Source organism: Pseudomonas sp. SWRI92 (assembly GCF_014268685.1).
In the GTDB taxonomy this organism is placed as follows: Bacteria; Pseudomonadota; Gammaproteobacteria; order Pseudomonadales; family Pseudomonadaceae; genus Aquipseudomonas; species Aquipseudomonas marvdashtae.
Window position 1 is genome coordinate 350,299 of sequence record NZ_JABWQY010000002.1, and the last position, 19,484, is coordinate 369,782.

The window sequence follows — 19,484 nt, forward strand, 5'->3', positions numbered from 1 at the left end:
CCCCGCGCCGTGCTACGTCGACCAGGCATAGGCTTAGACCGCCTCGTTGGACTCGTCCTCGAACGCTGCGAACAGCGGTTCGTCTTCAACGATTTCAGCGTTGGCAATGAACTCGTAGCTCATCAGGCCTTCGGCGATTTCACGCAGCGCTACCACGGTAGGCTTGTCGTTTTCCCACTGGACCAATGGCTCTTTGCCGCCGGTGGCCAGTTGACGGGCACGCTTGGTAGAGAGCATGACCAGCTCAAAGCGGTTTTCCACGTGTTCTAGGCAGTCTTCAACGGTTACGCGGGCCATGGTATTCCTCGGAGCGAATGCAATATGCGCGCTGCCCGGTTGGGCGAGCGGACTCGACAGTTTAAAAAAACACCAGCGTTTAGGGAAGCGCTGATTTTTTGACCAGCCCCTCGGCGCGCTGCGAGTACCAATGTAAAGCCCTCGCAGCGGTTTTGGGAAGAGCGGTTCAGCCCAGCAGTTCGGCCAATAATTTACCGAAACGTTGCTGCTGGCGTTTCTGCTGGAGCTGGCTGGCGCGGAAAATGGCCTTGAGGTCGTCCAGTGCATGGGCGAAATCGTCGTTGATGATCAGGTAATCGTAATCGACGTAATGGCTCATTTCGCTGACCGCTTCGCGCATCCGGCCCTCGATGATCTCGTCGCTGTCCTGGCCACGGTTGGTCAAGCGCTGGCGCAGGGCCTGCTGGCTCGGCGGGAGGATGAAGATCGAACGGGCCTGGGGCATCAGCTTGCGCACCTGCTCGGCGCCTTGCCAGTCGATTTCGAGGATCAGGTCGTGACCTTCGTCGAGGGTCTGCTGCAGGTAGCTTTGCGACGTGCCGTAGAGATTGCCAAAGACTTCGGCGCGCTCGAGGAAGTCGCCGTGCTCGGCCATTCTCACGAACTCTTCCCGGTCGACGAAGTGATAGTTCACGCCGTTCACTTCGCCCGGGCGCATGGCGCGAGTGGTGTGGGAGACCGAGACGCGGATCTGCGGCTCGGCATCGATCAATGCCTTGACCAGGCTGGTCTTGCCAGCGCCCGAGGGCGCGGAAATGATGTAGAGGGTGCCGGTGCTGTGGGTCATGTCGGGTTAGCCTTACTCAATGTTCTGCACTTGTTCGCGCATCTGCTCGATCAACACCTTGAGGTTGACCGCAGCCTGGGTGCTGCGCGGGTCGAAGGCTTTGGAGCCCAGTGTGTTGGCTTCGCGGTTGAGTTCCTGCATCAGGAAGTCGAGGCGGCGGCCGGCCGCGCCGCCGGACTTGAGCACCCGGCGGACTTCGATGATGTGGGTGCTCAGGCGATCCAGTTCTTCTGCCACGTCGCTCTTTTGCGCGAGCATGACCATTTCCTGTTCCAGGCGCTGCGGGTCCAGTTCGGCCTTCATGTCGGTGAAGCGGTCGAGGACTTTCTGGCGCTGGGTGGCGAGCATCTGCGGGACCAGTTCGCGCAGGGTGACGACGTCTTCCTCGATGGAGGTCAGGCGTTCATTGATCAGCCGGGCCAGCTCCGAGCCTTCACGCTCGCGACCGGCCTTGAGTTCTTTCAAACCTTGATTGAACAGCGCCAGTGCTTCGGCATTCAGTGCTTGCGGGTCGCTCGCGTCGCCCACCAGCACGCCGGGCCAGGCCAGGACTTCCAGCGGATTCAGGGCGGCGGGATTGTTGATCAGGCTGGCGACGGTTTCTGCGGCGGCGACCAATTGCGCGGCGCGCTCACGGTCTACTTGCAGGGCTTTGCCCGTGGTTTCTTCGGTGAAACGCAGGGTGCACTCCAGCTTGCCCCGGGACAGGCCCTGGCGCAGCGCTTCGCGCACGGCGCCTTCCAGATCGCGGAAGGACTCGGGCAGGCGCAGGTGCGGCTCCAGGTAACGGCTGTTGACCGAGCGCAGCTCCCAGCTCAGCGTGCCTTGGGCGCCGGCCTTTTCGACACGGGCGAAGGCGGTCATGCTGTGCACCATGGGGGTTCCTCGCAATGCAGGCCGGCCACGACCGGTCGGTGGTCGTGAGGCCTGGGATCTGTGGGTAAATGCTGAAGGACAGCAAAGGCGCAGGATTGTAGCGCAGTGCGACGCAAGCGCCCAAACAGCTCCGGTAACAAAGCGCTGCAGCCCGTCGGCTGGGCTTTGAGCGTCCTCACTCGTCGCGTCAGCTTTTTAGAACTGCCCCTATGGCGATTCGCGGCTCTATAATGCTCGGCAGTTTTCCGTCCTCTGTACAGGTGTCCCCTATGAAACGTCCAAGTGGTCGCGCTGCCGATCAGCTTCGCTCGATCCGCATTACCCGCAACTACACCAAACACGCCGAGGGATCTGTACTGGTCGAATTCGGTGATACCAAAGTCATCTGTACCGTCAGCGTCGAAAACGGCGTGCCTCGCTTCCTTAAAGGCCAGGGCCAGGGCTGGCTGACCGCCGAATACGGCATGCTGCCGCGCGCCACTGGCGAACGGAACCAGCGCGAGGCCAGTCGTGGCAAGCAGGGTGGCCGGACCTTGGAAATCCAACGTTTGATCGGCCGCTCGCTGCGTGCCGCGCTGGACATGTCGAAGCTGGGCGACGTGACGCTCTACGTCGATTGCGACGTCATCCAGGCTGACGGTGGCACCCGCACCGCGTCCATTACCGGTGCCATGGTCGCGCTGGTGGATGCCTTGAAAGTGATCAAGAAGCGTGGCGGTCTCAAGGGCGGCGACCCGCTCAAGCAGATGATCGCCGCGGTTTCCGTCGGCATGTACCAAGGCGAGCCGGTGCTGGACCTGGACTACCTGGAAGACTCCGCCGCCGAGACTGACCTGAACGTGGTCATGACCAGCGCTGGCGGCTTCATCGAAGTCCAGGGCACCGCTGAAGGCGCACCGTTCCAGCCGCAAGATTTGAACGCTATGCTGGAGCTGGCGAAGAAAGGCATGAACGAAATCTTCGAATTGCAAAAGGCCGCGTTGGCCGACTGATCGTTTTGCGCTTCAGACAAGGAGAGTGTCATGAGTGATGAGCAAGTCCTGCTGCCCCAGCCGAGCAAAGAGGCGCGTCAATGGGCAATGTTCTGTCACCTGTCCGCACTATTGGGGATTTTTATTCCGTTCGGTTCGCTGATCGGGCCGCTGGTCATCTGGCAGCTCAAGCGTGAATCCGACCCGTTCATCGATGCCCAGGGCAAGGAAGCGCTGAACTTCCAGATCACCGTGGCGATCGCCGCGGCGATCAGCCTGCTGCTGATGATCGTGGTTATCGGCTTCTTCCTGTTTGGGCTGGTGGCGATTGGTGCGTTGGTGCTGACCATCATTGGTGGCGTGAAGGCCAATGAAGGCCAGCCGTATCGGTATCCGTTTACCTGGCGGTTGGTTAAATAACGATCAGTAAGAGTATTCGTGGGAGCAAGCTCGCTCCCGCAGTTGATTTTTCAGCGCCCATAAAAAAACCGACATCGCTGTCGGTTTTTTTTGTAGGCACGAATGGCGCTTAGATCGTCAGCGTCCAGTCGTAATCCACGATCAGCGGCGCATGCTGCGAGAACCGTGGCTGGCGCGGCAGGCGAGCGCTGCGTACGAAGCGGCGCAGGCCAGGCGTCAGCAACTGGTAGTCGAAACGCCAGCCGAGGTTGAGCATTTCGGCCTGTTCGTTGTCCGGCCACCAGCTGTACTGGTCGCCTTCGCGGCTGACTTCACGCAGGGCGTCGACATAACCCATGTTGCCAACGATCTCGTCCATCCAAGCGCGTTCCGGCGCCAGGAATCCTGGAGATTGTTGGCTGTCGCGCCAGTTCTTGATATCCAGCTTCTGTTGCGCCACGTACAGCGAGCCACAATAAATGTACTCGCGACGTTTGCGCCGCTGTTTATCAAGGTAACGGGCGAAGTCGTCCATCAACTTGAATTTCTGGTTCAAATCTTCATCGCCGTTCTGCCCCGAAGGGAGCAGTAAGGTCGCGATGCTGACCTTGTCGAAATCGGCTTGCAGGTAGCGCCCGTAGCGGTCCGCCGTCTCGAAACCGAGACCGTTGATGACAGCCTTCGGTTGCAGCCGCGAATACAAAGCCACGCCACCCTGGGCGGGGACTTCGGCATCGCAGGCATAAAGGAAGTAACCATCCAGTTGGAAGGCTGCATCGTCCAGTTCAAAGGCGGAGGCGCGGGTGTCCTGCAGGCAGATGACGTCGGCATTCTGTGCTTGCAGCCAACTGAGCAAACCACGCTCGACTGCAGCCTGAATACCATTGACGTTCACACTGATGATCCGCATAAATGGCCCCAAAAATCACGTGCGTGTATGATACACGCCGTGTACCTATTTAGCTAAATCCGCGGTATTTGAGGCTTTTTTCATGCAGGCGTATCAGCGCGATTTCATTCGCTTTGCCATCGATCGCGGCGTTTTGCGCTTCGGTGAATTCACCCTCAAGTCCGGGCGCACCAGCCCGTACTTCTTCAACGCTGGCCTGTTCAACAGCGGAACCGCCCTGGCACAGTTGGGCCGGTTCTATGCAGCGGCGATTGTCGAGAGCGGCATCCCGTTCGACGTATTGTTCGGCCCGGCCTACAAAGGCATCCCGCTGGCTGCCACCACTGCTGTCGCCCTGGCCGAACATCACGACCGCGACCTGCCCTGGTGCTTCAATCGCAAGGAAGCCAAGGCCCACGGCGAAGGCGGTAGCCTGGTTGGCGCGCCGTTGACTGGCGAAGTCTTGATCATTGACGACGTGATCACCGCCGGTACCGCTATTCGTGAAGTGATGCAGATCATCGCTTCCCAGGAAGGCGCCAAGGCCGCCGGCGTGCTGATCGCCCTGAACCGCCAGGAGCGCGGCAACGGTGAGCTGTCGGCGATCCAGGAAGTGGAGCGCGACTTCGGCATCCCGGTGATCAGCATTGTGTCGCTGAACCAGGTACTGGAGTTCTTGGCCGACGATCCGCAGCTCAAGCAGCATTTACCAGCGGTTGAGGCTTATCGGGCGCAGTTCGGCGTTTGAAATGACCCCTGATTTTGATCTGGTGGCGAGGGAGCTTGCTCCCGCTGGGCCGCGCAGCGGCCCCAACATTTTGGCGATCGCTGCACAATCGAGCGGGAGCAAGCTCCCTCGCCACACAAGCATCATCTGAATAAGTGATGAAAAAGACCCCGCTCAACCAGGTTGAGCGGGGTCTTTTTTTACCGGTGTCGCTTATGGACGCTTGCGATTACTGATCAACGTACCCACACCCGTATCGGTGAAGATCTCCAGCAGGATCGCGTTCGGAACCCGGCCGTCGATGATCAGCGAGCTGCCAACGCCGCCCTGTACCGCTTCCAGCGCACAACGAATCTTCGGCAGCATGCCGCCGTAGATGGTGCCGTCGGCGATCAACTCGTCGACTTGCTGGGTCGACAGCCCGGTCAGGACCTTGCCGGTCTTGTCCATAAGGCCGGCAATGTTGGTCAGCAGCATCAACTTCTCGGCCTTCAGTGCTTCGGCGACTTTGCCGGCCACCAGGTCGGCGTTGATGTTGTACGACTCCCCGTTGGCGCCCACGCCGATCGGTGCAATGACCGGGATGAAATCGCCCTTGACCAGCAGGTTCAACAGGTCGGTGTTGATGCCGACCACTTCGCCTACCTGGCCAATGTCGATGATTTCCGGTTGGGTCATCTCTGGGGTCTGGCGGGTCACGGTGAGCTTCTTCGCCCGGATCAGTTCGGCGTCCTTGCCCGTCAGGCCAATGGCGCTGCCGCCGTGGCGGTTGATCAGGTTGACGATGTCCTTGTTCACCTGGCCGCCCAGGACCATCTCCACCACATCCATGGTCTGCGCGTCGGTAACGCGCATGCCATCGATGAAGTGACTCTCGATCGACAGGCGCTTGAGCAGGTCACCGATCTGCGGGCCACCGCCATGCACCACCACCGGGTTGATCCCCACGGCCTTCATCAGCACGATGTCGCGGGCGAAGCCGGTTTTCAGCTCCTCGCTTTCCATCGCGTTGCCGCCGTATTTGATCACCAGGGTCTTGCCGACGTAGCGTCGGATATAAGGCAACGCTTCGGACAGGACCTTGGCGGTGTTGGCGGCGGCTTCGCGTTCGAGGGTCATTCAGGGCTCCGGTGGTGAATCAAAACGGTAGTTGGAGATCAGGTGCAACACGTTTGAGTTGGGTGTGGAACACGTCCTTGATGCGCTGCAGTTCGGCCTCGTTGTCAGCCTCGAAACGCAGCACCAGCACCGGGGTGGTGTTGGAGGCGCGAACCAGGCCCCAGCCTTGTGGGTAGTCGACCCGCACACCGTCGATGGTGGTCAGTTCGGCGCCTTCGCCCCACTGGGCGTCGTGCAGTGCATCAATGATGCTGAATTTGCTCTCTTCGGTCACATGGATATTGATTTCCGGCGTGGAAATATCGTTCGGGAAGGTCGCGAACAGCTCTTCGGCGGTCGATTTCTCCTTGCTGAGGATCTCCAGCAGGCGTGCCGCGCTGTAGATACCGTCATCAAAACCGAACCAGCGCTCCTTGAAGAAGATGTGGCCGCTCATTTCGCCGGCCAGCAGGGCGCCGCTTTGTTTCATTTTTTTCTTGATCAACGAATGGCCGGTTTTCCACATCAGCGGACGACCTCCATATTCCTTGATCAGCGGGATCAGGCGACGGGTGCATTTCACGTCGAAGATGATTTGCGCATCAGGGTTGCGTGCTACGACGTCCTTGGCGAACAGCATCAGCAGGCGGTCCGGGAACACGACGCTGCCGGTGTTGGTCACCACGCCCACGCGGTCGCCGTCGCCGTCGAAGGCCAGGCCCAGGTCGGCATTGGTTTCCTTGACCTTGGCGATCAGGTCCTGCAGGTTTTCCAACTTGCCCGGATCCGGGTGGTGGTTGGGGAAGTTGCCGTCCACGTCGCAGAACAGTGGGATGACTTCACAGTTCAGCGCTTCGATCAGTTGTGGGGCGATCACGCCGGCCGCGCCGTTGCCGCAGTCGACCACCACTTTCAAGCGGCGGGCGAGCTTCACGTCCTTGACGATTTCGTCGTTGTAGCGCTCCAGGATATCGACCTTGGTCACGCTGCCCTGGCCGCTGCTCAGGTCGTTGGTCTTGAGGCGAGTGTGCAGGGCCTGGATCTGCTCGTTGGCGAGGGTGTCGCCGGCGATGACGATCTTGAAGCCGTTGTAGTTCGACGGGTTGTGGCTGCCAGTGAGCATCACGCCGGATTTGCCGGCCAGTACGTTGGCGGCGTAATACAGTGCCGGTGTCGGTACCAGGCCAACGTCGGTGACGTGGCAGCCGCTGTCGGCGATGCCTTTGATCAACTGCTCGACCAGCTCCGGGCCGGACAAGCGGCCGTCACGGCCAACGTTCACGTTGGGTTCGCCCTGGGCCAGGCTTTGGGAGCCGATGGCCCGGCCGATCCAGTAGGCGGTTTCAGCCGTCAGGGTTTCCGGCACCACGCCACGGATGTCGTAGGCGCGAAAGATGCTGTCAGGGAAGATTGGGGCGATTGCGGCTGGGGTGTTCATGGGCGGGGCGCTCTATCAGGAAAGTGACTGGACAGGCCGACGACGGGCGTCGGCAGGCTCAAGCTGAAGGGTATGACGGCGTTTTTGACAGAGAGTTCGCGGTGGGAAAGTGCCATGAGATAGCGTTACCCCAGCCTGAACGGTCTAAAACGTTGATTCCGGATGGGAAACGTCGTCGGGACCCGTTGCGCATTTTTCGTCCTGAAACAGAAGCTTAATAAAGCGGCCGCGCACGACGCCCGGCCTGGAACGGCGGATCAGTGGCTGCCGGAATGTCCGAAACCGCCGGCGCCGCGCTGGCTCTCGTCGAATTCCTGGACCAGCTCGAAGTGTGCCTGGACCACCGGCACCAATACCAATTGGGCAATACGCTCGCCCACCTGGATATTGAAAGCGGTCTGGCCGCGATTCCAGCACGACACCATCAATTCGCCTTGGTAATCGGAGTCGATCAGGCCGACCAGGTTGCCCAGCACGATGCCGTGCTTATGGCCCAGGCCCGAGCGCGGCAGGATCAGCGCGGCCAGGCCGGGATCGCCAATGTAGACCGACAGGCCGGTAGGAATCAGCAGGGTCTGGCCCGGTTCCAGGATCGTGTCCTGCTTGAGCATCGCCCGCAGGTCAAGGCCTGCGGAGCCCGGTGTGGCGTATTGCGGTAGCGGGAATTCGTTACCAATGCGTGGGTCGAGGATTTTGGCTTGTAGAGCGTGCATGAAGTTAAACCTGGTTCAGCCGGTCGGCGATAAAAGTGATCAGTTGGCGGGCAATCTTGCCCTTGCTGGTCTGGGCGAAAAGTGTGGCGTGCAACTGGCGGTCGATCACGCTGCAGGCGTTTTCTTCGCTGTTGAAGCCGATGCTCGGGTTGGCGACGTCATTGGCGACGATCAAGTCGAGGTTCTTGTCCTTGAGCTTGCGCGCGGCGTAGTCGAGCAAATGTTCGGTTTCGGCGGCAAAACCCACACTGAACGGACGATCGGGGCGAGTGGCGATGGTGGCCAGGATGTCAGGGTTGCGCACCATTTGCAGGAGCAGGCCATCGCCGCTGGTAGGATCTTTCTTCAATTTTTGCGGGGCGACGACTTCGGGGCGGTAGTCCGCGACGGCTGCCGAGGCGATGAACAGGTCGCACGGGATGGCCGCTTCGCAGGCCGCGAGCATGTCCCGGGCGCTGACCACGTCGATACGCGTGACCCGGTCCGGGGTTGGCAGATGCACCGGGCCGGTGATCAACGTCACTCGGGCGCCCGCCTCGACGGCTGCTTCGGCCAGGGCGAAGCCCATTTTCCCCGAGCTGTGGTTGGTGATGTAGCGCACCGGGTCGATGTTTTCCTGGGTCGGTCCGGCGGTTATCAGCACATGCTTGCCGGTCAGGGCCTCGCGCTTGAAGCTGTCGGCGGCGCATTGGGCCAGATCGGTAGCCTCCAGCATCCGGCCCATGCCGACATCGCCACACGCCTGGCTGCCCGAGGCTGGGCCAAAAACCTTGAGGTCACGACTTTCGAGCAATTGCAGGTTGGCCTGGGTGGCCGGGTCGCGCCACATGGCCTGGTTCATTGCTGGTGCCACGGCGACCACGGCGTCGGTGGCAAGTACGAGCGTAGTCAGCAGATCATTGGCGATACCTTGGGCCAAACGGGCGATCAGGTCGGCGGTGGCCGGGGCAATCAAGACCAGGTCGGCCCATTTGGCCAGTTCGATGTGGCCCATGGCAGCCTCGGCTGCGGGGTCGAGCAAATCCAGGTGGACCGGGTGTCCGGACAATGCCTGCATGGTCAGCGGCGTGATGAATTCACTGCCGCCGCGGGTCATGACGACCCGCACTTCCGCGCCCTGGTCGATAAGCCTGCGAACCAGCTCGGCGCTCTTGTAGGCGGCGATGCCGCCGCCGACGCCCAGAACGATGCGTTTCCGATACAGCCGCTGCATAGGCCTGCCTTTCGATTTCAGTGGTCAGTGCAAGGCGAACCCCTTGGCAACAGCCTGCCAGGGTGCAAATCGCCTGCAAAAAAGATGGGCTAAGATATCACAGCGCCCGCTACGGAACAGCGGCGCCCACTATCAGGGAGATACCATGAGTATTCGGGATTGGCCCGCAGCCGAGCGGCCGCGGGAAAGGTTGTTGGCGCTGGGGGCGGGGAGTCTTTCAGACGCCGAGTTGCTGGCGATTTTCTTGCGAACCGGAGTGTCCGGCAAAAGCGCGGTGGATCTGGCGCGACAACTATTGATTCAATTCGGCAGCCTGCGCGCGCTGCTTGAAGCGGATCAGATCACTTTCAGCAAGCACATGGGACTCGGTCCGGCGAAGTTTGCCCAGTTGCAAGCGGCTCAGGAAATGAGTCGTCGGCATCTGGCCGAACGGGCGCGGGAAAAGACCACGCTGGAAAGCCCATATGCGGTTCGTGAATACCTGAAGTCGATGCTGCGCCACGAGCCTCACGAGGTGTTTGGTTGCCTGTTTCTCAATTCCAAGCATCAGGTGCTGGCTTTCGAGGCGCTGTTTCGAGGCTCTATCGACAGCGCAAGCGTTCACCCCCGGCAAGTGGTCAAGCGCGCCCTGGCCAATAACGCCGCCGCTGTGATCCTGTGCCATAACCACCCCTCCGGCAACACCGAGCCCAGCCAGGCCGACCGGATGCTCACCGAACGGCTCCAGGAAGCACTGGAGCTGATCGATGTGCGGGTGCTCGACCATTTTATCGTTGGCGATGGGGAGCCGCTGTCCATGGCGGAGTATGGGTGGATGTGAAGCAGCTTACGGCTTGAGGCTGACCTTCGAATAATCCTGGCGACCAAACGGGCTCACCGAGTAACCCTGGACATCCTTGCGGGTCAGGGCAAACGCCGTGGGGTGCGCCAAGGGCAGCCACAGGGCCTGTTGCTGGATCTGAGCCTGGGCCTGCTCATAGAGCTTGGAGCGCACGCCTTGTTCGCTGGTGGTCTTGCCGGCGCCGATCAGCTTGTCCAGGTCTGGATTGCAGTAACGGGCGAAGTTGGTGCCGGATTTCACCGCCGCGCAGGAAAACTGCGGGGTGAGGAAGTTGTCCGGGTCGCCGTTGTCGCCTGCCCAGCCCATGAACAGCAGGTCGTGTTCGCCGGCCTTGGCGCGGCGGATCAGTTCGCCCCATTCGATCACGCGGATTTCCGCCTGGATGCCGATTTGCGCCAGGTCCGATTGCAGCAACTGCGCGCCAAGGCTCGGATTGGGGTTGAGCAGGCTGCCGGAGGGGCGGGTCCAGATGGTGGTCTTGAAGCCTTCCTTCAGTCCGGCCTTGGCCAGCAGCTCACGAGCCTTGGCCGGGTCATGGGCATAGCCAGGCAGGTTTTTGGCGTAGCTCCAGGTATTGGGCGGGTAAGGGCCGTTGGCAGCTTCGGCGGTGCCCTCGAAAACGGTCTTCAGGTAGCTGGGCTTGTCAAAGGCCAGGTTGATGGCTTGTCGGACTTCGGGCTTGTCCAATGGTGGATGCTGGCTGTTGATCGCCAGGAACGCGGTCATGAAGGCCTCGGTCTGTTCCACTTTCAGCGTAGGCTCTTGCTTGGCGGCCTGTACGTCCAGCGGCTTGGGCGACAAGGCGATCTGGCACTCGTTACGCCGCAATTTCTGCAAGCGAACGTTGGCGTCCGGCGTGATGGCGAAGATCAGCGGATCCACTTGGGGTTTGCCGCCAAAGTAGTCGCCGTTGGCCTTGTAGCGAATCGAGGCGTCCTTCTGGAACCGGTTGAATATGAACGGGCCAGTGCCGATGGGCTGGTTGTTGAGTTGTTCCGGCTTGCCGGCTTTCATCAACTGGTCGGCATATTCGGCTGAATAGATCGACGCGAAACCCATGCTCAATGTCGCCAGGAAAGTTGAATCCGCATGGTCGAGGGTGAAGCGCACCGTCAATGGATCCAGCGCATCGATCTTCGTGATCAGCGCCGGCAGTTGCATGGATTGGGCGTGAGGGAAGCCGCTTTGCGCGACCTTGTGCCAAGGGTTGGCCGGATCCAGCATGCGGTCGAAGCTGAACTTGACGTCTTCGGCGGTCAGGTCGCGGCGCGGCGTGAAGTAGTCGGTGTGGTGGAACTTGACCCGTGGGCGCAGCTTGAAGACATACGCCAGGCCATCGGACGAGACTTCCCAGCTTTCGGCCAGGCTCGGGACCACTTTGCCGCTGGCCGTGTCGAAGTCCACCAGGCGGTTCATCAGCACGTCGGCTGAGGCGTTGGTGGTGGTCAGCGAGTTGTATTGGACGACATCGAATCCTTCCGGGCTGGCCTCGGTACACACACTCAGTGCGGCGGCCTGGGCCAGCGGGCTGATCAGCAGAGGGGCGAGCATCAGTGATAGGGCAGCGAGGCGCATGATTTGATTTCCTGTGCAGGTCGGAGGCCCATCTGCGAGTGCAGTCTGGAAAAGGTCTACCCTAGTGGGCTCGCTCGCAAATGACTATCCCCCTTTTGCATTTTCCGGCACTCTTTGCTGCGGCTTGCCGGTGCGTGAGCGGCCTGGACTTACCGTCGGCCGAAAAAAATCTGCATGCCGCGACGAGCGGTCAGGACGCCGCCGGCCCTTGCGCCAGCCGCCTGGGGCTGCCGGGCGAGGTTTTCCCAGCAAGACAAATCACACCGGCTGTTGTTGTGCCTGGGTCTTTCTGGTATAAAGCAGCGCTCTTTTCTAGGGGCCCGGTTCCTTCACTGTAGGTGTAGCCGGTAAGACCCTTAAAGAAACGCGGCGCCTGGCGCCAAATGACTGAGAGATTAAGCGGCCAACCCATGCCGGGTTGGGCATGTGGTTTTAGAGGGCTGAGGCATGTCGAGAGTCTGTCAAGTTACCGGTAAGGGTCCGGTGACTGGGAATAACATTTCCCACGCAAACAACAAAACCCGTCGTCGTTTCCTGCCGAACCTGCAGCATCACCGCTTCTGGGTTGAAGAAGAGAAACGTTTTGTGCGTCTGCGCGTATCTGCCAAGGGCATGCGTATCATCGACAAGCGTGGCATCAGTGTCGTGCTGGCCGAACTTCGTCGCGATGGCAAGGTTTAAGGGAGCTAATCATGCGTGAATTGATTCGTTTGATCTCGAGCGCCGGTACTGGTCACTTCTACACTACCGACAAAAACAAGCGTACTACCCCGGACAAAATCGAGATCAAGAAATTTGATCCGGTTGTTCGCAAGCACGTGATCTACAAGGAAGGCAAAATCAAGTAATTGATTTTCCCTCTTACAAAAAAGGCCCGTATCGCGAGATACGGGCCTTTTTTGTTGCCGGTTCCTGAGGGTGGATTTCAGGCTTTATGCTCAAACACCACATAAATCTTGCGGCACGGCTCCAGCACTTCCCAGGTGCCCTTGAACCCGGCTGGGATCACGAAGCGGTCGCCGGCCCGCAGGGTCTTGGCGTTGCCATCGTTGTCCCGCAGCACGGAAACGCCCTGGACGATTTCGCAGTACTCGTGTTCGGTGTAGTTGACCGTCCACTGGCCGACCGCGCCTTCCCAGACCCCGGCGTTCATCTGTCCGCATGGGCTGTTGTAATGATTGAAGACGGTTTGTTCGGGATCACCCTTGAGCACCTTGGCCGGGTCCGGGCGATAGCGGTCGGCGGTGGTATTGGCCTGGCTGAAATCGACGATGTCCTGAATGCTCATGCGGTAGTCCCCGGTCTGTGCGGCGCGAATGGCTGGTAAGGCAAAGTCTATGTTTATTAAAACGAACATCGCAAGGCCGTTTGCGGGTGTTGTGTCAAATATATTGAAACATTAGCGGCGGCTGGTTTAGGGTGGTGGGTGCCCTGTGCCGAAAATAGCGCCGAGCAGAATTCTTGAGCGCTGCGCATGACGCGGCGTTCGTATCCAACAAGAGGAGGACACTCGCATGACCACCCTGACTCGTGCCGACTGGGAACAGCGCGCCCGCGACCTGAAGATCGAAGGCCGCGCCTTCATCAACGGTGAATACACCGATGCGGTGTCCGGCGAAACCTTTGATTGCCTCAGTCCGGTCGATGGCCGCCTGCTGGGCAAAATCGCCAGCTGCGACGTGGCCGACGCCCAGCGTGCTGTCGAAAATGCTCGCGCCACGTTCGATTCCGGCGTCTGGTCGCGCCTGGCGCCGAGCAAGCGCAAAGCCACCATGATTCGCTTCGCAGGCCTGCTCAAACAGAACGCCGAAGAGCTGGCCCTGCTGGAAACCCTGGACATGGGCAAGCCGATCAGCGACTCGCTGAACATCGATGTGCCCGGTGCTGCCCAAGCCTTGAGCTGGAGCGGTGAGGCGATCGACAAACTCTACGATGAAGTGGCAGCGACTCCCCACGACCAGTTGGGTCTGGTGACTCGTGAACCGGTCGGTGTGGTCGGCGCCATTGTTCCATGGAACTTCCCGCTGATGATGGCCTGCTGGAAGCTCGGCCCGGCATTGTCCACCGGTAACTCCGTGGTACTGAAACCATCGGAAAAATCCCCGCTGACTGCGATCCGCATTGCGGCCCTCGCTATCGAGGCCGGTATCCCGAAAGGTGTGCTGAACGTCCTGCCGGGCTACGGTCACACCGTCGGCAAGGCCCTGGCGTTGCACATGGACGTCGATACGCTGGTGTTCACCGGCTCCACCCGAATCGCCAAGCAATTGATGATTTACTCTGGTGAATCCAACATGAAGCGCGTTTGGCTGGAAGCCGGCGGCAAGAGCCCGAACATCGTGTTCGCCGATGCCCCCGACTTGCAGGCCGCCGCCGAATCCGCCGCCAGCGCCATTGCCTTCAACCAGGGCGAGGTCTGCACTGCCGGCTCACGTCTGTTGGTGGAGCGATCCATCAAGGACACGTTCCTGCCGTTGGTGATCGAAGCCCTCAAGGGTTGGAAGCCTGGAAATCCCCTGGATCCGGCGACCAACGTCGGCGCCCTGGTCGATACCCAGCAAATGAATACCGTGCTGTCCTACATCGAGGCCGGTCACAGCGACGGCGCCAAGCTGGTGGCCGGCGGCAAGCGGATTCTCGAAGAATCCGGCGGCACCTACGTCGAGCCGACGATTTTTGACGGCGTGAGCAACGCGATGAAAATCGCCCAGGAAGAAATTTTCGGCCCGGTGTTGTCGGTTATTGCCTTCGATAGCGCCGAAGAGGCCATCCAGATCGCCAACGACACGCCATACGGCCTGGCTGCGGCAGTATGGACCAAGGACATTTCCAAGGCTCACCTGACCGCCAAGGCACTGCGCGCCGGCAGCGTGTGGGTCAACCAGTACGACGGCGGCGACATGACGGCGCCGTTCGGTGGCTTCAAGCAGTCGGGCAACGGTCGCGACAAATCGCTGCATGCGTTCGACAAGTACACTGAACTGAAGGCGACCTGGATCAAGCTGTAACTGTAAAAACCTTGTGGGAGCGGGCTTGCTCGCGAAGGCGGAGCCTCACTCAACCTGGCTGTTGAATGGGAAGCCGTCTTCGTGAACAGGCCCGCTCTCACATTCGTTTTGTGCAGGGTTGGAAGTCAATTGTCCACAGGAGCGTGGAAATGCGTTGGGCGACCTATTTCGCCGTATTGGCGTCGGTCCTGAGTGTCGGCCTGGCCCTGGGCGTGAGCATGCCGCTGGTGTCGCTGCGCCTGGAGGGCTGGGGTTACGGCTCGTTCGCCATTGGCGTCATGGCCGCCATGCCGGCGATTGGCGTGCTGGTAGGGGCGAAGGTTTCGAGCCGGTTGGCGGCGCGTTTCGGCACGGCCGCATTGATGCGCCTCTGCCTGTGGGGTGGGGCGTTGTCCATCGGTCTGCTCGCGCTCTTGCCGAGCTATCCGGTCTGGTTGCTTCTGCGGCTACTGATTGGCGTGGTCCTGACTCTGGTGTTCATCCTGGGTGAAAGCTGGATCAATCAGTTGGTCATCGAGCAATGGCGCGGGCGATTGGTGGCGCTGTATGGCAGCAGTTATGCCCTGAGCCAACTGTCCGGCCCCTTGTTGCTCGGCGCGCTGGGGACTGACCATGACTACGGTTTTTGGGTGGGCGTCGGCCTGCTCCTGGTTTCGCCGTTGCTGTTGCTCGGCCGCACGGGTGCGCCCACCAGCGAGTCCAGCGGTGTCACGTTCAAGGATCTCTGGGGCTTTTGCCGAGGGTTGCCGGCGATTGGCTGGGCCGTGTCATTGTTCGCGGCGTTCGAGGCGATGATCTTGACGTTGTTGCCGGTCTATTGCCTGCGCCAAGGCTTTAGCGCCGATATTGCGCTGGCCATGGTCAGTACGGTGGTGGTGGGTGATGCTTTGTTGCAGCTGCCCATTGGTGCGCTCGCTGATCGCCTGTCGCGTCGGTCGTTGTTCACCGGTTGTGCGGTCGCGCTGATGTTATCGAGCCTGGCGGTTCCGTTGCTGATCGACACGGTGTTCATCTGGCCGTTGTGGGTGCTGTTTGGTGCCAGCTCGGGAGGATTGTTCACCTTGTCGCTGATCCTGATCGGCGAGCGTTACCGCGACGATGCGCTGGTCCGGGCCAACGCCCATATTGCCCAGCTATGGGGGATCGGATGCCTGGTCGGTCCACTGGTGGCGGGGGCGGGTAGCCAGTGGGTCAGCGGGCATGCGCTGCCCTTGTTCATGGCGGCGGGCGCGTTCGGGTTGGTCATGCTGTTGTTGCGCCAAGGTGCGTTCGGCGCGACACAAGCGGCCCGCTCATAAATTCGCTTGCCATGAAAACGATCGGCGTCTAAAGCATCTGCTCCAACCCGATCGTCGTGGCGAACCACGCGTTGAACCGGCGCCACCAGCTGCCTGGCTCGCGATCCAGGTCGTGCAGCTTGCCGTTGTCTTCGGTGGTCCAAACCAGCTCACCCGCATCATCGAGCCGGGCCTGATAACTCAGGGTCGGCGCCATGCCCTGCAAGGCCAGTTCGCGCACTTGGCCGGCAAGCTCAGGGCTGTCCACCAGCACGCCGACTTCGGTATTCCATAGCACAGAACGAGGGTCGAAGTTGAACGAGCCGATGAACGATTTCTGCCGATCAAAGATGATCGCCTTGCTGTGCAGGCTGGAGTCCGACTCGCCGTAGGACTTGCTGTAGAACAGGTGCGGGCTGCTGCCGCTGTCGCCAGGCTGCCGTCGCAGTTCGAACAGGCGCACGCCGTGTTGCAACAGGGCTTTTCGATACGGTGCATAGCCGCCATGCACGGCGGGCACATCAGTGGCTTCCAGGGAGTTGGTCAGCAGGCTCACCGACACGCCGGCATCGGCGCGGCTGGTCAGGTACACCAAGCCTGGCTGGCCGGGGACGAAGTAGGCCGAGATCATGATCAGTTCTTTGCTGACGCCGGTCAGCTCCGGCGCCAGTTGGGTGGTCAGCAAGAGCTGCGGGTCTGGCTCATCCTTGGCCAGCACTTTGCTGGGCGCGTCCCACAGTGCCTGGTTCCAGGCCCAGGTCAATTGCTTGCGCCACGTGTCCAGGCGGGGCTGGGTCTTGTAGGCGGTCAACTGCTGATAAAGCGCGTGATTCTCCTTGTGCGTTTGCTCCAACGATTGTTGCAGGCGCAAGCGGCTGTTGGCCAAGTCCTTGGCAGTAGGCTGATGGGACAAGAATTGTTCGATGGGCTTGCTCAGTGCGCTATTCCAGTATTGGTCGAAGCTATTCCCCAGTTGCTCGGCCACCGGCCCGACGCCGAGCAAGTCGATGTCGGTGAAGTTCAGGTTTGGTTCGGCGTCGAAATACTCATCCCCCAAATTGCGGCCGCCGACGATGGCCATGCTGTTGTCCGCCAGCCACAGCTTGTTGTGCATGCGGCGGTGTTGCAGTGACAGGTTGAACAGACGTCCAAGGCTGCGGGTGACGCCAGTGGCGCGCCCCAGGTGCAGCGGATTGAACAGGCGGATCTGTATCTGGGGGTGAGCGGCGAGGGTTGCGATAGTCTGGTCCTGGCCATCGCTGGTGGTGTCATCCAGCAGAATCCGGATCCGCACGCCCCGGTCAGCGGCCTTGAGCAGCTCATCGATCAACATCCGCGTGCTGATGCCGTCGTGAACGATGTAGTACTGCAAGTCGAGGCTGCTTTGCGCATGGCGGATCAGCTCGGCCCGGGCGATGAAGGCATCGGTGCTGTCGGAAAGCAGGCGGAAGCCCGAGCGACCCTCATGTGGCGCAGCCTGGGCCTGAACCGAACGGCCAAAGGCAGAACCCATCGCCGGCAACGCCTGGCTGGGCTCGCGCGCTCCATCAAGGCTCGCGCAGCCATTGAGCAACATGGCGAGCAACAGCGTGAGGGGCAGGACAAAATTCTGTCTCAAATGGAGTCACCCGGCATCGTGGAGAGCGAAGTATGGCACGGCTTCTGATTTCTCACGTCCATCCCAACCCTAAGACGCAGCTCGGGAAGTCCCAGTGCCCTCATAGGCTGAGAAGGCTACGAGCCTGGTTGAAAAGTACCTTCCTGAATGGAGCTTTTTCCTACAGAAAAATCCTGTGCGACAGGTAACTATGCGCCGGCGTTTGCAGCGGCGAAGTCCGAAGTTGCTGCACCGAGGTCTTCCAGCCATTTCACAGGTACGTGAGTATGAAAACTATTATTTTCGCCAGCACGCTGGCCGCCACGTTGATCCCGTTCGCCGCCCAAGCGGCCAATGTCGACTTGAACGTGACTGGCCGGGTTATCCCGACCTCTTGCATCCCGGCATTTGCCGGCGGCAGCGAGGTCAACCTGGGACGGATCTTCTCCTCGACCCTGGACCCTAACCAGCAAAACGATCTGCCACCTCGGGACATCATGCTGCAAATTTCCTGTGACGCACCGGCAGCGTTGGAAATTGCCGTCACCGATAACCGCGGCCCTAGCAAGGTGCCGGGGTTGGTTTTCAATAGTCGTCGCGATAACGATCTTTACTTTGGCCTGGGCAGCACCCAAGGCGAGGGTATCGGTGGTTTCGGTCTGTTGTCCGGTCAGCCGATGGCTGATGGAAACCCGCAGAGCTTGCTGATGCGAACGGCCGCCAACCCGGCCTGGCAGGTGTCCAGCAACGGCTTGGTCGCCAATACGCCGACTTATTCGTGGGGGCCCAATGCCCTGGCTGGCCCAGCCGCTGCCCGTCTGCATGCCTTCCCGATGCAGGTCGTCGCGGCCATTCGCCCGACCTCCGATCTGCCGCCGACCAACGACGAGTTCGATCTCGACGGCTCGGTGACGTTCGATGTGTTCTACCTCTGAGTCCTGACATATGACGGAGCGTGACAGGCGCCTGAAAACCGCCTGTTCGCCTGAAAGGGCCACGCTCCTGCGGGACGGCGGGGTCTAGGCGAAGCCGTTTGTACTGCTGGCCTGACCGATGCCCTCTGGAGATTCCCATGTTTTTTCCAACACCTTCCCCGATGCTCAGCGCGGTCGCGGTGCTGTGCCTGGCATTTACCGTCCAAAGCGCCCAGGGAGCCGGAATGGTCCCGGAAACGCCAGTCGTGATCGTCGACGAAGGCAAGGGCGAGGCGACATTGACTGTCAGGAACACCGATGCTCAGCCGGCATTGCTGCATAGCTCGGTCATTCATCTTCCAGAGGATGAAGAGCACTTGCTGGTAGTGAGTCCGCCAGTGGCCCGGGTCGAACCGGGCCAGAGCCAGCAAGTGCGTTTTATCCTGCACAGTGCCGCTCCCCTGAAGACGGAGCGGCTCAAGCGCGTGGTGTTCGAGGGTATCCAGTCGCGTCCGGCGGCCAGTGGTGCGCAGATCACCATGGGCGTGCGGCAGAACATCCCGGTAATTCTTCGCCCGGCCGGGCTCGCGGTAGATCGAGCACCCTGGCGGCGGCTGGTCTGGAGCGCCAAGGGTGGCATGGTCCGCGTGAACAATCCCAGCCCGTATGTGGTCCGGCTGGCTGGCTCGGTGAGCCTGGTTCCCGGTGGTGCGATGCTGGACCTGGGACGCACTTATATTCTGCCCGGAGAGACACTGACCCTGAGCACGACTTCAAGCCTGGGTACTCACGTCCGGCTGGTTCCGGCAACCACCTACGGTTTTGCAACTGACAGTTACGACGCACACTTGAGTTTGCAATAGT

Annotated in this window: 20 protein-coding genes and 1 pseudogene; 10 read left to right on the forward strand and 11 right to left on the reverse strand. The window is 60.6% G+C overall.

Annotated features, from left to right (window positions below; genetic code table 11):
* Positions 1–33: 33 nt before the first annotated feature.
* The 3 genes from rpoZ to HU762_RS04890 form a co-directional block, all read right to left on the reverse strand.
* Positions 34–297 (reverse strand): DNA-directed RNA polymerase subunit omega, encoded by a 264-nt coding sequence (gene rpoZ, locus HU762_RS04880; RefSeq protein ID WP_003177259.1) that lies wholly within the window; start codon positions 295–297, stop codon positions 34–36.
* Between the two features lie 166 nt (positions 298–463).
* The gene (gene gmk / locus HU762_RS04885; RefSeq protein WP_047735756.1) at positions 464–1,084 is read right to left on the reverse strand and encodes a guanylate kinase; all 621 of its coding nucleotides are present in this window, start codon (positions 1,082–1,084) and stop codon (positions 464–466) included.
* A gap of 12 nt (positions 1,085–1,096) precedes the next feature.
* Positions 1,097–1,960, reverse strand: a complete 864-nt coding sequence (locus tag HU762_RS04890) for a YicC/YloC family endoribonuclease (protein ID WP_186633670.1) — start codon at positions 1,958–1,960, stop codon at positions 1,097–1,099.
* A gap of 269 nt (positions 1,961–2,229) precedes the next feature.
* Between HU762_RS04890 and rph the strand changes: the two genes are divergently transcribed.
* Positions 2,230–2,952, forward strand: coding sequence for a ribonuclease PH (gene rph / locus HU762_RS04895; RefSeq protein WP_186633673.1), 723 nt, complete (start codon positions 2,230–2,232; stop codon positions 2,950–2,952).
* 30 nt (positions 2,953–2,982) lie between these two features.
* The gene (locus HU762_RS04900) at positions 2,983–3,351 is read left to right on the forward strand and encodes a DUF4870 domain-containing protein (protein ID WP_186615200.1); all 369 of its coding nucleotides are present in this window, start codon (positions 2,983–2,985) and stop codon (positions 3,349–3,351) included.
* Positions 3,352–3,460: 109 nt separating this feature from the next.
* Here HU762_RS04900 and HU762_RS04905 read toward each other — a convergent pair whose 3' ends face one another.
* Positions 3,461–4,240 carry an exodeoxyribonuclease III gene (locus HU762_RS04905; RefSeq protein WP_003177265.1) on the reverse strand — a complete coding sequence of 260 codons (780 nt, stop codon included), beginning with the start codon at positions 4,238–4,240 and terminating at the stop codon, positions 3,461–3,463.
* A gap of 82 nt (positions 4,241–4,322) precedes the next feature.
* Here HU762_RS04905 and pyrE point away from each other — a divergent pair, with 82 nt between their 5' ends.
* Positions 4,323–4,967 (forward strand): orotate phosphoribosyltransferase, encoded by a 645-nt coding sequence (pyrE, locus tag HU762_RS04910; protein ID WP_186612653.1) that lies wholly within the window; start codon positions 4,323–4,325, stop codon positions 4,965–4,967.
* Positions 4,968–5,159: 192 nt separating this feature from the next.
* Here the strand turns inward: pyrE and argB are convergent, their stop codons facing one another.
* From argB to coaBC, 4 genes and pseudogenes are all read right to left on the reverse strand, one after another.
* Positions 5,160–6,065 carry an acetylglutamate kinase gene (argB, locus tag HU762_RS04915; protein WP_123426174.1) on the reverse strand — a complete coding sequence of 302 codons (906 nt, stop codon included), beginning with the start codon at positions 6,063–6,065 and terminating at the stop codon, positions 5,160–5,162.
* Between the two features lie 19 nt (positions 6,066–6,084).
* Positions 6,085–7,488 (reverse strand): annotated as a pseudogene (locus HU762_RS04920) (phosphomannomutase/phosphoglucomutase); the annotation flags it as partial.
* A 251-nt stretch (positions 7,489–7,739) separates the two neighbouring features.
* Positions 7,740–8,195: a dUTP diphosphatase gene (dut, locus tag HU762_RS04925; RefSeq protein ID WP_186633679.1), complete on the reverse strand. Its 456-nt coding sequence runs from the start codon at positions 8,193–8,195 to the stop codon at positions 7,740–7,742.
* 4 nt (positions 8,196–8,199) lie between these two features.
* Entirely contained in the window at positions 8,200–9,408 is a 1,209-nt protein-coding gene (coaBC, locus tag HU762_RS04930) for a bifunctional phosphopantothenoylcysteine decarboxylase/phosphopantothenate--cysteine ligase CoaBC (protein WP_186633682.1), read from the reverse strand.
* Between the two features lie 145 nt (positions 9,409–9,553).
* Between coaBC and radC the strand changes: the two genes are divergently transcribed.
* A complete protein-coding gene (radC, locus tag HU762_RS04935; protein WP_186633685.1) occupies positions 9,554–10,228 on the forward strand; it encodes a DNA repair protein RadC in 675 nt (224 codons plus the stop codon).
* Between the two features lie 6 nt (positions 10,229–10,234).
* Here the strand turns inward: radC and HU762_RS04940 are convergent, their stop codons facing one another.
* A complete protein-coding gene (locus HU762_RS04940) occupies positions 10,235–11,824 on the reverse strand; it encodes an ABC transporter substrate-binding protein (protein WP_186633688.1) in 1,590 nt (529 codons plus the stop codon).
* Between the two features lie 447 nt (positions 11,825–12,271).
* On the opposite strand from HU762_RS04940, the gene rpmB reads away from it, so the two are divergent.
* The gene (rpmB, locus tag HU762_RS04945) at positions 12,272–12,505 is read left to right on the forward strand and encodes a 50S ribosomal protein L28 (RefSeq protein ID WP_003177273.1); all 234 of its coding nucleotides are present in this window, start codon (positions 12,272–12,274) and stop codon (positions 12,503–12,505) included.
* Positions 12,506–12,516: 11 nt separating this feature from the next.
* Positions 12,517–12,672: a 50S ribosomal protein L33 gene (rpmG, locus tag HU762_RS04950; protein WP_007894709.1), complete on the forward strand. Its 156-nt coding sequence runs from the start codon at positions 12,517–12,519 to the stop codon at positions 12,670–12,672.
* A 77-nt stretch (positions 12,673–12,749) separates the two neighbouring features.
* Here the strand turns inward: rpmG and HU762_RS04955 are convergent, their stop codons facing one another.
* Positions 12,750–13,112, reverse strand: coding sequence for a cupin domain-containing protein (locus HU762_RS04955; protein WP_186633691.1), 363 nt, complete (start codon positions 13,110–13,112; stop codon positions 12,750–12,752).
* 226 nt (positions 13,113–13,338) lie between these two features.
* Here HU762_RS04955 and HU762_RS04960 point away from each other — a divergent pair, with 226 nt between their 5' ends.
* Both HU762_RS04960 and HU762_RS04965 read left to right on the forward strand, forming a co-directional pair.
* Entirely contained in the window at positions 13,339–14,832 is a 1,494-nt protein-coding gene (locus tag HU762_RS04960) for an aldehyde dehydrogenase (RefSeq protein ID WP_186633695.1), read from the forward strand.
* Positions 14,833–14,981: 149 nt separating this feature from the next.
* On the forward strand, positions 14,982–16,130 hold the full coding sequence (locus tag HU762_RS04965) for an MFS transporter (protein WP_186633699.1): 1,149 nt from the start codon (positions 14,982–14,984) through the stop codon (positions 16,128–16,130).
* A 28-nt stretch (positions 16,131–16,158) separates the two neighbouring features.
* Here HU762_RS04965 and HU762_RS04970 read toward each other — a convergent pair whose 3' ends face one another.
* Positions 16,159–17,685, reverse strand: a complete 1,527-nt coding sequence (locus HU762_RS04970; protein WP_186634430.1) for a phospholipase D family protein — start codon at positions 17,683–17,685, stop codon at positions 16,159–16,161.
* Positions 17,686–17,993: 308 nt separating this feature from the next.
* Here HU762_RS04970 and HU762_RS04975 point away from each other — a divergent pair, with 308 nt between their 5' ends.
* Both HU762_RS04975 and HU762_RS04980 read left to right on the forward strand, forming a co-directional pair.
* Positions 17,994–18,641 carry a DUF1120 domain-containing protein gene (locus tag HU762_RS04975; RefSeq protein WP_186633702.1) on the forward strand — a complete coding sequence of 216 codons (648 nt, stop codon included), beginning with the start codon at positions 17,994–17,996 and terminating at the stop codon, positions 18,639–18,641.
* Between the two features lie 137 nt (positions 18,642–18,778).
* Positions 18,779–19,483, forward strand: a complete 705-nt coding sequence (locus HU762_RS04980) for a fimbria/pilus chaperone family protein (protein WP_238340351.1) — start codon at positions 18,779–18,781, stop codon at positions 19,481–19,483.
* The last annotated feature ends 1 nt before the right edge of the window (position 19,484 follow it).

Excerpts from the sequence above, each read along its gene's own strand:
- rpmB (WP_003177273.1), top strand. The coding sequence starts at position 12,272 with ATGTCGAGAGTCTGTCAAGTTACCGGTAAGGGTCCGGTGACTGGGAAT.
- rpmG (WP_007894709.1), top strand. The coding sequence starts at position 12,517 with ATGCGTGAATTGATTCGTTTGATCTCGAGCGCCGGTACTGGTCACTTC.
- gmk (WP_047735756.1), bottom strand. The coding sequence starts at position 1,084 with ATGACCCACAGCACCGGCACCCTCTACATCATTTCCGCGCCCTCGGGC.
- HU762_RS04900 (WP_186615200.1), top strand. The coding sequence starts at position 2,983 with ATGAGTGATGAGCAAGTCCTGCTGCCCCAGCCGAGCAAAGAGGCGCGT.
- rph (WP_186633673.1), top strand. The coding sequence starts at position 2,230 with ATGAAACGTCCAAGTGGTCGCGCTGCCGATCAGCTTCGCTCGATCCGC.
- HU762_RS04980 (WP_238340351.1), top strand. The coding sequence starts at position 18,779 with ATGTTTTTTCCAACACCTTCCCCGATGCTCAGCGCGGTCGCGGTGCTG.
- coaBC (WP_186633682.1), bottom strand. The coding sequence starts at position 9,408 with ATGCAGCGGCTGTATCGGAAACGCATCGTTCTGGGCGTCGGCGGCGGC.
- HU762_RS04905 (WP_003177265.1), bottom strand. The coding sequence starts at position 4,240 with ATGCGGATCATCAGTGTGAACGTCAATGGTATTCAGGCTGCAGTCGAG.
- HU762_RS04955 (WP_186633691.1), bottom strand. The coding sequence starts at position 13,112 with ATGAGCATTCAGGACATCGTCGATTTCAGCCAGGCCAATACCACCGCC.
- argB (WP_123426174.1), bottom strand. The coding sequence starts at position 6,065 with ATGACCCTCGAACGCGAAGCCGCCGCCAACACCGCCAAGGTCCTGTCC.
- radC (WP_186633685.1), top strand. The coding sequence starts at position 9,554 with ATGAGTATTCGGGATTGGCCCGCAGCCGAGCGGCCGCGGGAAAGGTTG.
- HU762_RS04965 (WP_186633699.1), top strand. The coding sequence starts at position 14,982 with ATGCGTTGGGCGACCTATTTCGCCGTATTGGCGTCGGTCCTGAGTGTC.
- HU762_RS04890 (WP_186633670.1), bottom strand. The coding sequence starts at position 1,960 with ATGGTGCACAGCATGACCGCCTTCGCCCGTGTCGAAAAGGCCGGCGCC.
- HU762_RS04975 (WP_186633702.1), top strand. The coding sequence starts at position 17,994 with ATGAAAACTATTATTTTCGCCAGCACGCTGGCCGCCACGTTGATCCCG.
- rpoZ (WP_003177259.1), bottom strand. The coding sequence starts at position 297 with ATGGCCCGCGTAACCGTTGAAGACTGCCTAGAACACGTGGAAAACCGC.
- pyrE (WP_186612653.1), top strand. The coding sequence starts at position 4,323 with ATGCAGGCGTATCAGCGCGATTTCATTCGCTTTGCCATCGATCGCGGC.
- HU762_RS04970 (WP_186634430.1), bottom strand. The coding sequence starts at position 17,685 with ATGTTGCTCAATGGCTGCGCGAGCCTTGATGGAGCGCGCGAGCCCAGC.
- HU762_RS04960 (WP_186633695.1), top strand. The coding sequence starts at position 13,339 with ATGACCACCCTGACTCGTGCCGACTGGGAACAGCGCGCCCGCGACCTG.
- HU762_RS04940 (WP_186633688.1), bottom strand. The coding sequence starts at position 11,824 with ATGCGCCTCGCTGCCCTATCACTGATGCTCGCCCCTCTGCTGATCAGC.
- dut (WP_186633679.1), bottom strand. The coding sequence starts at position 8,195 with ATGCACGCTCTACAAGCCAAAATCCTCGACCCACGCATTGGTAACGAA.